This is a genomic window from Neobacillus sp. Fa239 (genome assembly GCF_055395235.1).
Genome location: NZ_AP041611.1, coordinates 3,634,384 through 3,647,271 on the forward strand (window position 1 = coordinate 3,634,384; position 12,888 = coordinate 3,647,271).

Sequence of the window (12,888 nt, forward strand, 5' to 3'; positions counted from 1 at the left end):
ATATATAAAGTTGTTTGTTTTTAAGTTAATAAGCTTTTAAGCATAAAGAAAGGTGATTTAGATGGTTCAAGTCAATGTATTGGTTACTTTTGAAGGAAAAAATTATTTAACTAACGTCATTACCTCCAGGACTACCCCGGAAGAGGTAATCTCCCAGCTAGCCTATGAACAGGTCAAAAAGCAATGGAAAAACCAATAAAAAAATAAAAAAGGAGGGAAAACCATTTTAAAATGGTTTTCCCTCCTTTTTACTAATTTAACTGATTCTTAAGATTACCTTCCCAAACTGCCTGCCTTCTCTAATTTCCTGATATGCTTCTAAATAATTTTCCAAATGATAAACCTTTTCTGATAATACTGGATGGATTTGGTGTTTTTCGTAAAACCTCAATGCTTCTTCGAGTTCAGCTTGAGGAACCATCCCCGTCTCTTGATGATTTATATTTTCTAAACGTTCCCAATTAAATGCTCCAGATGCAGAGCCAAAGACTAATAATCTTCCATTCTTTCCCAATGAATAAATGCTGGATTCAATTGCGTCCTTCCCAGCTCCATCAATGGCCACATCCACTCCATTACCTTTTGTAAATTCCATAACCTTTTCGATAACATTATCAGACCTATAATTAATCCCATATACAGCCCCCATATCGAGTGCCTGTTCAATTTTCTTATCAGAACTAGACGTAACAATGACCTTTATCCCTCTTTTTACAGCAAGCTGTAATATAAACAAGGCGACTCCGCCGCCAACCCCTTGAAGAAGCAAGGTTTCACCTTCTTTTAGTTTACCTTGGGTCACTACATTTCCCCAAGCGGTGCTCAATGCTAATGGAAGCGCTGCAGCTTCATCGAATGATAAATATGATGGCTTTTTTAATATATATTTGGCAGGGGCTTTTACAAATTCCGCAAACGTTCCATTTGTCGGTCCGCCTAAAAATTCAGGAAAAATCCCTTCCACTCCATCATCAACCAATAAAGGGTTTATTATTACCTCTTGACCAATTTCCCACCCCACAACTTGATGGCCAAGCTCAACAATCACTCCTGCAGCATCCCCGCCTGCGATAAACTTCCCATATCCTTTTAAAGCTTGCCATTGTTCATTCATATACAAGTCCCGATGATTTAATGCTGCTGCTACCACTTTAATCAAGACCTCATCGGTTCCAATTACAGGTCTTTCAACTTCTTCTAATAGAAGTGAATCCTTTTGGTCAACATTTACAGTGATTGCTTTCATTGAATTACCCCCCTATTTTCATTTGTTCATTTTTATGAAACAAGTTATATTTTTAATGATTATCGAAAATTTAATTAAATCAAGAAATTTATTCCAACATTGGAATGTTTATTTCTATCTTTATTTTGCTGAAATTATTTTAATGACTATATGAAGATTGCGGCTATGATACATATGTATTGAGGGAAAAAGGGGTTGAGGAAAAAAACGATTATTTACGAGGCTATTTAATATTAAAATAAGGCAGCTGTGTTTGCTGCCTTATTTTTCATTTACTAAATACGTATTCTTTGAAACAGAGGACATGAGGGGGCTTATGCCATTTGTTGCAAGAATATGAAGTTCGTGCATGGCTCTAGTGCATACGGTATAAAATAGTTTTCGTTCACTTTCTCTTCGATACTGAGAGCTGTCGAAAACGATAACCGCGTCAAATTCGATCCCCTTCGCAAGATAAGAAGGAATGACAAGAATTCCTTTTTCGTAGGAAAGTGTACCCTTTTCAATCAAATGAAAATTGACTTCCTGTTTAAGTGCAGCATAAATGCTCCTACTTTCTTTTGCCGTTCTGCAAATAACAGCAATTGTTCGATGTCCCCTACTTTGCAGAGTCTTTATTTTTTCATGAACAACATCCATTATTTCTTCTGGATTTGTGAAAATTAATGAAGGTTTCAGCCCTTTACGGTTAAAGGGAATAATTTGCTCTCCCCCCTCAATTAAAGTACTGGTGAATTCCACAATCTCTTTAGTTGAGCGATAGGTTTTAGTTAAAAAAAATGTTGCAACATCCCCCTCCTCATTCTTGAAATCTGTTAATACGATTGGAGAACCCGTAGCACCCGAAAAAATTGCTTGATTAAAGTCTCCAAGCAATGTCATTTTGCTATATGGGAACAGCCGCTCGATAAAGGCAAACTGAAACGGGGAATAATCTTGTGCCTCATCAATAAAAATATGACGAATAGCAGTATTCGATTTTCGTCCTTCAATTAAATCCTGCAAATATACATAAGGAGTTGCGTCTTCATAAGGAATTTTCTTTTTTGTCAAGATTGCAGATGTTTGGTGACAAATTTCGTTCCAGTGTAATGGTAAGATGCGATTGCTTCTTAGATTGGTTTCAAATAGATTCAAATAAATTGCTTGAATATCTACAAATTTTAAATTTTTTACTCGAACAAAAAGCGGTTTAAATCTTTCCTTTACAATCATTTCAGCAAGGAATTTTTGTTCCGTTTCGAAATCATCAAATGTATTCTCGGTAAACTGATTCTTTTCCTGAAGCTTCTTATATGCTTGCAAATAATCTTCTTTTTCGAGATATTGTGTTTCCTCCTCTACCCAGCTTTTTGAACGCTCCTGTTTGACCCTTCTCTTTAATTCTTTAAGAAGCCATTCCCTTACAAGCTGGATTCGATTCGGTATGGAAAAAGCCTTATCTAAGGTATAAAAATAATCAAGAATCGCTTCCTTAGAAATAATGATATCTCCTCTAAATAGTAAATCTTTAAAGATTAATCCTTCCTCTGATAAGTGCGACGCATAACTGTCAATCAGTTTTTTAAAAGCTAAACTTGCTTTATAACGAATGCTTTCTACTCTAATTTGGTATTCATCCGTTTTTTCGTCCCCTAACAAAAACTCCATCTGGGTAAATGGATCTTCCACATCAAATTCTTTACCTAAACGATTGTATAAGTACTCTTGGAATGTCACCTGCTGCATGTTCTCCTCCCCCAATTCAGGAAGTACTGTGGCAACATAACTATTAAATAAAGGGTTGGGAGAAAAAAGCATAATGTTTTCCGATTTAAGCGTTTCACGATAGCGATAAAGCAAATAGGCAACCCTTTGAAGAGCGGCAGAGGTTTTTCCACTTCCTGCTACACCCTGGACAATAAGGTATTTACTATTTTCATTTCGAATGATTAAATTCTGCTCTCGCTGAATGGTAGCTACTATGCTTTTCATTTGTGTACTTGCATTGTTTCCAAGTACTTCTTGAAGAATCTCATCACCAATCGTTACCCCTGTATCAAACATTGCTTTTATTTTCGAAGCTCTAATAATAAATTGACGCTTTAAAACCATTTCTCCTTCAATCATGCCTTCCATGGTTTTATACTGGGCAGGTCCAGGCGGGTAATCATAATAAAGACTTGAGACCGGCGCGCGCCAATCGTAAATTAGGAAGTTTTCGTCATCTTCATCCATTAGTGAAGCAATCCCAAGATAAATTGGCTCAGTCGTTTTTTCACCTTTTTCGGTAAAATCAATTCGACCAAAGTACGGGGAATACTTTAATCGCGCCAAGGTTTTAAGCTGTTTATCAATTTGTTTATGTGTTCGTTCTCTTTCTGAAAGTAATTCAGCTTGTTGTTTGATACTTGCTGCCGTTTCTACCACATCATCCGGTTCATCCATATTGACGGTAACGTCCTCCCAAAAAGTCCTCCTCAGCTCTAGAACATCTTTGGTTACTTTTCCTGCATTTTGACCAAATTTCCCTGTTTTTTTATCGATTTCATTTACAACAAATTCAATCCGCTCTTGCTCCATTTGCCAGTCTTTATTTTGCATACTACTCATTGAACCACTCTCCAAAATTTGCCTTCTCCATTAATATGTTCATTTTTTTAGGATATTGACCCAAAAATCTTAGCTTTCTACAGTTTCTACAAAAAAATAAAATTCCCTTCAAAAACGATTGACAAAATGGTAATCCACAACATATAATTTACCTTGAATTAAGTTATTTTAATTTCGAGATAAATGAATTCAAAACAAATTGGAGGAGAAACAAAAATGACAAATACTAAATGGGCTTTAGATCCAGTACACAGCAGTGTAGATTTTTCAATTCGTCATATGATGATCGCAAATGTAAAAGGAGCATTTCACAACTTCAATGCAACAATTGAAGCTGATCCAACAGATTTAACATCAGCAAACATTGAATTCACAATTGATACTGCCAGTGTTGATACTCGAAATAAAGATCGAGACGGCCACTTAGTTTCAGCTGATTTCTTTGATGTTGAAAAATATCCAAACATGACTTTCCGTTCTACTTCCATCGAAAAAACAGATGAAGGTGAATACAATGTAAGTGGTGATTTAACCTTACACGGAGTAACAAAACAAGAAACATTTGCGGTTACTTTCGAAGGACAAGGAAAAGATCCATGGGGAAATGAAAAAGTTGGTTTTAGTGCCACAGGTACAGTTAACCGTTCAGATTACGGCCTAACATGGAACGCAGCGCTTGAAACCGGCGGCGTTTTAGTAGGCGATAAAGTAAAAATCAATCTTCAAATTCAAGCGGCAAAAGCTTAATAATTGAAAGTGAGGATGGCTTAACTAAAGGGTCCATCCTCTTTTTAGTATGAATTATACTGTTAATACCTGATTCTGTTCTTTTTGTGTTTGTTCATCTAAATGCTTAATTTCCTTTTTAAAGGATAATGTAACAGATAGTAGGAGCCAGCATAAACCGATTATGATAAAAAAAAGCCGAATCCCTGCTTGCTCACCTGACCCCAGCCAAGAACCAAATAGGCGTGTTCCGACACTGTTTGCGGCCATAAACGGGGATAAGATATATTGGTTTAATGGGCCTGACAGTCCATAAGCTATTGGCATTAGAGACATGGCAATCATTCTTCTTAAAGCAAATACACGTCCTTGAACTTTTAATTCCACCTTCGTTTGCCAAATAACCTGTGAACAGCTGTTGCCAAAGGGCAAAAAGAAAAATTCAACAAATAAAAAAATACATATAATTGGAATTGAAGTACTTGCACCGACGAAAGTAGAGGCGCAGGCACTTATCGAACCAAAATATAAAATTGCTTTTGCTTTTTTTCTTGGCCCTCCCCAAAGGCTCATGACCAGACCGCCCGCTGCCATCGCTAATCCCAAACATGATAAAACGATGCCTAGGTTCTGAACATTACTGATCGAAAGGATAAGAGGTTGTAAGAGAACGTTTACAAATCCGAGTAAAAAATTAGTAAATGCGAAGTAAACTAGTAACCATAATAAACTTCGATGATGACGGAGATAATTAATTCCTTCTAATAGATCATGTGAGACAGATTGTTTTTTGTTTCGTACGGGTATGACAAGATGCGAAGGTATTTTGACGAATAGAAGTGAAAAAATAGCTAAGAAGAAGGAGAAGAAGTCAATAACAATAATGCCCTGTAATTGTATAAGTGGTAAAAGGACACCTGCAAGTGGTGGAGCTACAATCATTGTTGCTGACTCACATACTTGAATTAATCCATTTGCTCTGCCAAGATGTTCCTTCTCAACAATCTGCGATACAATTGATTGGTAGGCAGGGAATTGAATAATTCCTGAAATGGAGGCAATTGATACGCTAATATAGATATGCCATAGTTCTAAATGAGAAAAGATAAGAATGGCGCCGATTCCCAATGTTGCAGCAGCAGCTAATATATCACTTAAAAGCATCATGCCTTTGCGGCTCCATTTATCAACTAGAATACCTACAAATGGTGCAGCTATAAGCCCTGGCAATGTCATACATAATAATGTGATTGAAAAGTTCGCTATAGAACCAGATTTTTGCAATACATACACTCCAAGTGCAAAAGAGGTTAAACTTGAGCCAAGTAATGACCCGAGCTGCCCTCCCCAAATAAGTAAAAAACTAAGAAATCCCTTGTTGTTTTTCATACATCCTCCTTTGGAAAGACAGAAAGAACCATTCCATAAGTATTTTTCCTCCCCTTTTCCTTATTCGATTTTTGGACCCACTTGGCTGATAATTCCTTGAGGTCATTTATCACCTCATCTTTATCCTCTTTTGACAAATCCAAATTCATTACTTGGAGCAGCGATTCATCTAAATCATCCTTAAAAGCTTCAATAAACTGCTTTTTAAATACAGTTAAAGTGTGGTTAATAATCTGTTGCTTCCCTTCAATATCTGTTTCAAGCTTTTTAATGACAATTCGAAAATCCTTCGCTATAGGTAAATAATACTTTTCAACAATCCCGTTAATCTCGTTCGTATCATAAAGAAAGAGCAGATTAACTTTGACAAGTTCCCGGACATGATAATGAATTTTTGAAGGGGAAAGTCCTAGCTCATCTGCAACCTGCTTTGCTGTACGAGGTTTACCGTCATTAAATAGGGTTAGTATTTTCATTCTTAGTTCATTTGAGAGTACTTTTGCCTGTTCTATTGATGTTATATCGAAATGATCTATTTGCTTTTTCACATTTCATTGTCCCTTCAATTTATTTTTAACGTTCAATTTTTCTTGAACGTTTTATTTAATTTGATTGTAATAAAGGACGGCTATATATACAATTTATTTTCATCGTGATATTTCTCGTTTTTTCTACATCTATTCAACTTTTCTTCTTAACCTTCATGAATTAAGATTAAATTGTTATTTTCTTGTTTATTGATAAAAACTATATATGATAGCGTCTAGAAAGGACACGAAACAAATGGTGAAACTTAAACCTGAAAACATTAAAAATCCAATCCAAACAATGCAGCAAGAGCTTGATGAATGGGTGTTACAATACAAAAGCTTTACGAAAAATGGAGCGACAGCGAGCTATATTCCTGCCTTAAAAAAAGCGAATCCAGATCATTTAGGAATTTGTTTACTTTCATCCGATGGAACATTGCTGATCTCAGGTGACACTGAAATAAGTTTTACCATGCAAAGTATCTCCAAAGTAATCAGCTTTATCTATGCCTGCACGGCCAGAGGCATTCCACCTATCATGAATTATGTAGATGTCGAGCCGACAGGTGATGCCTTTAATTCCATCTTTCGGTTGGAATTAAGCCACCCTGGCAGACCTTTTAATCCAATGATAAATGCCGGGGCGATAACGGTTGCTTCCCTTCTTCCGGGTGAAACGCCTGCTGAAAAAATCAATTCCCTCCTTTTATTTATTGAAAAAATGATTGGTCGAAAGCCTGTGATTAATGACGATGTTTTTTGGTCTGAGTGGAAAACAGCGAACAGGAATCGCTCACTTGCGTACTGGCTGAAGGAAACGGGATACCTGCTTGGTGATGTTGAAGAAGCTATCGAGGTTTATTTAAAACTTTGTTCCATTGAGCTGAACATTTCAGAATTAGCACAGATCGGACTGATTTTAGCGATGGACGGCATCCACCCTTATTCAAAAGATTCGATTTTTTCTCAAGAAGTAGCCAGTTTAACAAAAACATTAATGTACACCTGTGGTATGTACGATTATTCAGGCCGATTCGCTGCATTTGTTGGTATCCCTGCAAAAAGTGGTGTTTCCGGAGGAATTATGGCAGCTATCCCACCTAATGCAAAAGGGCAAGAACTGAGGTCACCAAGCTGGGGTATCGGATTATATGGACCGGCGATTGATAAACACGGTAATAGCTCCGCCGGAGTCATGCTCTTAAAGCATCTCTCAAAAGAATGGAATTTTCGTGTTCTGTAAAAAGAAGCTCTCCAATTTTGGGGAGCTTCTCTTTAATGATTTTTATAAAACTAGTTAAGAATTCAATTTATGTAACTCATTTTTTAAGAATATTGCTAATTCGAGCATTCCATATTTCCCGGCTTTTGCTTCCGCATCTGAATTATAATTCGTATTTGTGTTTATATCATAGGTGAATATCTCACCAGCTTCATTACGGATAAATTCGATACCGGCCACCTGTACATGATTAGCTGCCAGCACCTGCTCATATTTTTCAATAATCGGATCTGAAAAACCATCAATAATTTGGAATTTCGGCTTTTCCTCCACCTGCTCCCCAACTGGGCAAAATAAATCACCAATTTGGCAAGCATCGGCAGGACATAATTGGAACCCTTCCGAGGTATCAACCTTCACTGCATAAACAAACTTCCCTCCAACAAACTCACAGCGGGTTATATAGCTTTCAGGTGATTGAATGTATTCTTGAATCAATGTTATTCCATCGACCGGCTCTTCGAATTCAGGTCCTTCAACATATGCCCTTAGCGACTCAACAGTTTGGAACAATTGAACGCCAAGCCCTTTTCCGGCACGGTTGTGCTTGGTGATAAACGGTGCCCCGATAAACTCTCCTGAAGCTTCAAGAATTTGCCCAATGCCTGCGGCAGCGATTGTACGCGGTGTTACAATACCATGTTTATTTAATTCTAAATATTGCAGTACCTTACTAACCTCAAGCTGGAGTGCTCGTGAGCCGTTAAACACCTTGCGCCCATGGGCTTCAAGCCAGGCTAGAACCTGTGCGGTAAACTCTGGCGCAAATCGATGGTTCCTCGTATGCGATGATGCACTCATTCGGCTATAAAAAACACCTTCAGGCGGCTCTTTTGATAAATCTAGTCTGCCGCTATCTAAATGCCATTCTTCATAAGGTACTTCCAGTTCTTCTAAACGTTTTGTGAGGTGTACGGTCCATTCCTCATTCTCATGGATAATATAAACTTTACTCAATTTAAAATCCCCTCTCATTCTGAAAATCTAGGCTAGCTGCTTTCGTTTTTCCTCTACCAGCGGCATTACCAGCTTGCTAAACTGTTCCATTTCTTCAAGCTGCGGTGAAAATTGAAGAAGTAATAGGTCAAGACCTGCTTGTTCATATTGTAAAATTCGTTCAGCAATTTGTGAAGGCGTACCCACCAAATTTGGGCGTAATCCGCGATTAGAAACAGAATAATCCTGAAGCTGAATTTTCTGCTCAAGCTGCGATTTGCTTGTAAAATCTTTAAAACCAGCATAGCCACTTGATTCTTTTACATCAGTGATTCTTGCCAATTCCGCAATTGCTTCCTCTTCCGTTTCCCGGCAAATGACATATGCCGCCATCCCAAAAGAGTTCAGTTCAGGATTCCCAGTTTGTTCCCGTAACGATTTCATTTCACTGATTTTTTTCTCAATTTCTGCAACTGTTCCACCGTGCATCACATAGGCATCACACTTCTCAACAATGGTCTGCTTTCCTTTTGGGCTTTCTCCTCCAGCATACAAGATTGGATTAGGACGTTGAATAGGTTTTGGTGAAAGTTTTGCATCCTTAATTTGATAAAATTTACCATCATATGAAAACGTTTCTTCTGTCCAAAAGCCCTTTAATACATCTATAAATTCTTTCGTGCGGTCATATCGTTCATCATGCTCAGTAAAGATTCCGCCGTACTGACGGGCTTCTTCTTCCCACCAGGCAGAAACAACATTTAACGTGAATCTTCCCTTGCTGATTTGATCAATATTAGCCGCCATTTTCGCTGTAACTGCCGGATTATGGAATCCAGGTCTAACTGCTGTCATGATTTCGATTTTTTCTGTAACAGCCGCAAGAGCAGCCGCTGTCGACCATGCTTCAAGTGAATCCGACTCAGGTCCTTTTATATCATTCAAATATAATTCCGCTATTAATGTGGTGGAATAACCCCATTTTTCTGCCGATTGGATCACCGTTTTGGCGTAATCAAATGTTGGCGGCATCTTTTCATCCTCAACATTTCTTAACCATCCTCCAAAAATCGGTAGCCAAAATCCAAATTTCATGGTTTCTCTCTCCTCTTCTAATCTCTACTTTTCCAACCAATAAAGTTGGTTTTTTGCTAAATAAAAAAACTCACTTCATAACTAGAAGAGAGCCTTTTTCTCTCTTCCTATCTTTCAAACATAAATGTTTGATGGATTTGGCACAGTATTCTTAAGAACCTGCTGCCGAGGCTTCAAAGGGCCAGTCCCTCCACCTCTCTTTATAAGAAGAATTATTAAATTATTAGTTTTTCGAAATAATTAATTATTTAATGTGATAATAGTACAAATATTTGATATTGTCAATTAATACTTATCAATTATTGCTGAATGACAACTCTCGTTCCATTAGGAACGAGCTCTGCAAGCTGAAGAACATCCCGGTTATACATTCTTACACAACCATGCGAGACTGCTTTCCCAATCGAACTTGGATCATTGGTACCATGTATACCGTAGCCCTGTTTCGATAAAGACAGCCACATGACTCCAAATGGGCCACCTGGATTCAATTCACGATTGACAATGACAAATTCACCAGCTGGTGTATTGGTCAACATTTTACCTACCGCAATTGGATAAACTCTGGCTAATTTACCATTTTGGAATAAGGCAAGCCTTCGCTTCCCAATCGATATTTGGATAGAATAAGGGATAGAATTGGGGTTTGGCAAACCGGGAATTTGAATCCTTTGGCCCACCATTAAATGGCCAATCCCCGGATTTGCTGCATAAAGCTGATGAAGGCTGACTCGATAATCTGCTGAAATGCTTCCAAGGGTTTCACCGGGTTTTACAGTGTGAATCATGTTACCCCCTCCTTTATTTGATTAGCATATGCCCCAACATATCAGCCGTTGACATTTTAGGTCATATCATAAAAGAGGCATCGGTATGCCTCTTTTTATATTATTTAAATCGAAAAAGCAGGGACATGTCTTCTCTTTCATGATGGACGTAAAAATAATCATTACTTGAGGAATCATAAATATAATCCTTACCCCAAACATCAATATAACTTGTAATCTCCTTAATCGCTTGCACAAATTTAATGATTTCTTCATTCGTCATAACAGGATGAAGGGAAACCCTTATCCAACCAGGTTTTTCCGACAAATCACCTTGATCAATTTTATCGGTTATCAGTTTGGATGCAGTCGGGTCGATATCATATAAATAATGACCATAGGTACCTGCACAGGAACATCCCCCTCTAACTTGAAAGCCGAACCGATCATTTAACAACCGGACAACTAAATTATGGTGAATATTTTCAATGTAAAAGGAAACAATCCCGATTCGATCCTCAATTTGCCCTTCTAATATGTGAACACCCGAAATTTCTTTCATTTCTTTCAATAAGATAGATAATAATTCTTTTTCCCTTGCTATTATATTTTTGACTCCCATTTGATCTTTTAAATTTAAGACGAGTGCAGTGCGGATTGCTTGGAGAATACCCGGTGTTCCACCATCCTCTCTAATCTCAATGTCGGGATAATAGTGATGTTCTCCCCAGGGATTAGTCCATGTTACCGTACCTCCACCTGGATGGTCAGGTACTTGGTTTATATATAGACGGCTGTCGAACACTAAGACACCACTAGAACCTGGTCCGCCTAAAAACTTGTGCGGTGAAAAAAAGATCGCATCTAATTTTTCCAAAGGATCTTCCGGATGCATATCCATTTGGACATATGGAGCAGATGCCGCAAAGTCCACAAAACAGAGTCCCCCATGCAGATGCATTATTTTGGCCAATTGGTGATAGGGTGTTTGAATCCCCGTTACATTGGAGCAGGCTGAAAATGAACCGATTTTAATTCGACGATCTTTATATTTTATGAGCAGCTCCTCAAGCTGCCTGCAATCAACCAATCCATTTTCATCTGGAGACATAATGACTACATCAGAAATCGTCTCCAGCCAGGAAGTTTGGTTGGAATGGTGCTCCATATGAGTGAGAAAAACGACCGGCCTATCTTTCTCTGGAATGTTTAAATGGCCCTTAAACTTTTCAGGGATTTTGATTCCCAATATTCTTTGAAATTTATTAATGACAGACGTCATCCCAAAACCATCAAGAATTACGACATCATGATGATCGGCGTGAACATGTTGTTTGATAATCATTTTCGACTGTTTATATATTCCTGTCATCATTAAACTGGTGATATTTGATTCTGTATGGGTATTGGCCATATATGGACCAAATACCTCGGATATTTTCTGTTCTATTGGCCTATAAAGCCGCCCGCTAGCGGTCCAGTCTGCATATATGATTCTTTTTTTTCCATAAGGTGAATCAAAGTAATGGTTCATCCCAATTACTTGTGCACGAAATTTCTGAAAATATTCCTCGAGATTTTCAGATAATGTATACGTTTTGCTGCCAATTATGGCGGTGATCATTGGTTTCACCTCTTCAATCATTCCTCTGTTTATCAATATATGCATGGCATGGAGAAGCTGGTTCCACTGTATTAACCAAAAAAAAGCATTCCAATAAAGGAAATGCTCAAATCGTAACTATATTTACTTTTTACTATGTAAGTTGTACTTTTGCTGTTTCTTTTCTGACCACTTCATCAATTTTTTGGATGAACATTTGAAAAACTTTTCGTTTTTCTTCTAACTCACGGATTGTTTCCTTGAGTTGATTATAGCTTTCTTCAAAAGGTTTATGATACCGTAGACGAATATTTTCGATGATTTCTTCGTTTACAGTTGATTGGATTACTTGTTTCGTGATGTTATATTTATAGGAATAAACCTTTAAATCTTGTGAAACTTGCTCATATTCTTTATCGATTTCATCAAGGAATTGGGAAATATCGTCCTTCCACTCGTCCAGAGATTTTTGCAAATATGATTTAACCATTGTCTCTTCCATGAAGCCACCTGCCCTAATCGTCATTTCTTTTATTATATCGATGTTTTTTTACATAAAAGTTTCGGATAGGTTACAAAGTAATATCATTATTTGGCGAACGGAGGAGTTTTTATCTACAAAAACTTTAACAAATCATTAACATTTTTTTCATTTGTTTTTAAATAAAATCGTTTAAGATAGTATTGAGTTATGAAGTTGTCCGAGCTTATCATTCTCTGGT

Annotated in this window: 12 protein-coding genes and 1 riboswitch; of the genes, 3 read left to right on the forward strand and 9 right to left on the reverse strand. The window is 37.5% G+C overall.

The features are described from left to right. Positions 1-61 precede the first annotated feature (61 nt). Entirely contained in the window at positions 62-199 is a 138-nt protein-coding gene (locus ACZ5XR_RS17730) for a BA3454 family stress response protein (protein ID WP_464497639.1), read from the forward strand. A 57-nt stretch (positions 200-256) separates the two neighbouring features. Here ACZ5XR_RS17730 and ACZ5XR_RS17735 read toward each other — a convergent pair whose 3' ends face one another. Together ACZ5XR_RS17735 and helD are read right to left on the reverse strand one after the other, a co-directional pair. Next, on the reverse strand, positions 257-1,246 hold the full coding sequence (locus ACZ5XR_RS17735) for a quinone oxidoreductase family protein (protein ID WP_464497640.1): 990 nt from the start codon (positions 1,244-1,246) through the stop codon (positions 257-259). Between the two features lie 261 nt (positions 1,247-1,507). Beyond that, positions 1,508-3,838 carry an RNA polymerase recycling motor HelD gene (helD, locus tag ACZ5XR_RS17740; RefSeq protein WP_464497641.1) on the reverse strand — a complete coding sequence of 777 codons (2,331 nt, stop codon included), beginning with the start codon at positions 3,836-3,838 and terminating at the stop codon, positions 1,508-1,510. Positions 3,839-4,054: 216 nt separating this feature from the next. Between helD and ACZ5XR_RS17745 the strand changes: the two genes are divergently transcribed. Beyond that, entirely contained in the window at positions 4,055-4,585 is a 531-nt protein-coding gene (locus tag ACZ5XR_RS17745; RefSeq protein WP_464497643.1) for a YceI family protein, read from the forward strand. 54 nt (positions 4,586-4,639) lie between these two features. On the opposite strand, the gene ACZ5XR_RS17750 is transcribed toward ACZ5XR_RS17745, so the two are convergent. After that, positions 4,640-5,953: an MFS transporter gene (locus ACZ5XR_RS17750; RefSeq protein ID WP_464497644.1), complete on the reverse strand. Its 1,314-nt coding sequence runs from the start codon at positions 5,951-5,953 to the stop codon at positions 4,640-4,642. Then, complete coding sequence (locus ACZ5XR_RS17755) at positions 5,950-6,501, reverse strand: ArsR/SmtB family transcription factor (protein ID WP_464497645.1); 552 nt, start codon at positions 6,499-6,501, stop codon at positions 5,950-5,952. The genes ACZ5XR_RS17750 and ACZ5XR_RS17755 overlap by 4 nt, the downstream gene beginning before the upstream one ends. Positions 6,502-6,736: 235 nt before the next feature. Here ACZ5XR_RS17755 and ACZ5XR_RS17760 point away from each other — a divergent pair, with 235 nt between their 5' ends. After that, the gene (locus ACZ5XR_RS17760) at positions 6,737-7,726 is read left to right on the forward strand and encodes a glutaminase (protein WP_464497647.1); all 990 of its coding nucleotides are present in this window, start codon (positions 6,737-6,739) and stop codon (positions 7,724-7,726) included. Positions 7,727-7,780: 54 nt separating this feature from the next. Here ACZ5XR_RS17760 and ACZ5XR_RS17765 read toward each other — a convergent pair whose 3' ends face one another. The 5 genes from ACZ5XR_RS17765 to ACZ5XR_RS17785 all read right to left on the reverse strand — a co-directional run bounded on the left by ACZ5XR_RS17765 (position 7,781) and on the right by ACZ5XR_RS17785 (position 12,668). After that, positions 7,781-8,722 carry an ATP-grasp domain-containing protein gene (locus tag ACZ5XR_RS17765; RefSeq protein WP_464497648.1) on the reverse strand — a complete coding sequence of 314 codons (942 nt, stop codon included), beginning with the start codon at positions 8,720-8,722 and terminating at the stop codon, positions 7,781-7,783. Positions 8,723-8,749: 27 nt separating this feature from the next. Further along, on the reverse strand, positions 8,750-9,796 hold the full coding sequence (locus tag ACZ5XR_RS17770; protein ID WP_464497649.1) for an LLM class flavin-dependent oxidoreductase: 1,047 nt from the start codon (positions 9,794-9,796) through the stop codon (positions 8,750-8,752). A 104-nt stretch (positions 9,797-9,900) separates the two neighbouring features. Continuing rightward, positions 9,901-10,005: riboswitch (SAM riboswitch) on the reverse strand. Positions 10,006-10,095: 90 nt separating this feature from the next. Continuing rightward, on the reverse strand, positions 10,096-10,584 hold the full coding sequence (locus ACZ5XR_RS17775; protein WP_464497650.1) for a L,D-transpeptidase family protein: 489 nt from the start codon (positions 10,582-10,584) through the stop codon (positions 10,096-10,098). Positions 10,585-10,684: 100 nt separating this feature from the next. Beyond that, a complete protein-coding gene (locus tag ACZ5XR_RS17780) occupies positions 10,685-12,187 on the reverse strand; it encodes an aminotransferase class V-fold PLP-dependent enzyme (protein WP_464497652.1) in 1,503 nt (500 codons plus the stop codon). Positions 12,188-12,320: 133 nt separating this feature from the next. Then, positions 12,321-12,668 (reverse strand): hypothetical protein, encoded by a 348-nt coding sequence (locus tag ACZ5XR_RS17785; protein ID WP_464497653.1) that lies wholly within the window; start codon positions 12,666-12,668, stop codon positions 12,321-12,323. Between the last annotated feature and the right edge of the window lie 220 nt (positions 12,669-12,888).

Excerpts from the sequence above, each read along its gene's own strand:
- ACZ5XR_RS17730 (WP_464497639.1), top strand. The coding sequence starts at position 62 with ATGGTTCAAGTCAATGTATTGGTTACTTTTGAAGGAAAAAATTATTTA.
- ACZ5XR_RS17735 (WP_464497640.1), bottom strand. The coding sequence starts at position 1,246 with ATGAAAGCAATCACTGTAAATGTTGACCAAAAGGATTCACTTCTATTA.
- helD (WP_464497641.1), bottom strand. The coding sequence starts at position 3,838 with ATGAGTAGTATGCAAAATAAAGACTGGCAAATGGAGCAAGAGCGGATT.
- ACZ5XR_RS17745 (WP_464497643.1), top strand. The coding sequence starts at position 4,055 with ATGACAAATACTAAATGGGCTTTAGATCCAGTACACAGCAGTGTAGAT.
- ACZ5XR_RS17750 (WP_464497644.1), bottom strand. The coding sequence starts at position 5,953 with ATGAAAAACAACAAGGGATTTCTTAGTTTTTTACTTATTTGGGGAGGG.
- ACZ5XR_RS17760 (WP_464497647.1), top strand. The coding sequence starts at position 6,737 with ATGGTGAAACTTAAACCTGAAAACATTAAAAATCCAATCCAAACAATG.
- ACZ5XR_RS17770 (WP_464497649.1), bottom strand. The coding sequence starts at position 9,796 with ATGAAATTTGGATTTTGGCTACCGATTTTTGGAGGATGGTTAAGAAAT.
- ACZ5XR_RS17775 (WP_464497650.1), bottom strand. The coding sequence starts at position 10,584 with ATGATTCACACTGTAAAACCCGGTGAAACCCTTGGAAGCATTTCAGCA.
- ACZ5XR_RS17780 (WP_464497652.1), bottom strand. The coding sequence starts at position 12,187 with ATGATCACCGCCATAATTGGCAGCAAAACGTATACATTATCTGAAAAT.
- ACZ5XR_RS17785 (WP_464497653.1), bottom strand. The coding sequence starts at position 12,668 with ATGGAAGAGACAATGGTTAAATCATATTTGCAAAAATCTCTGGACGAG.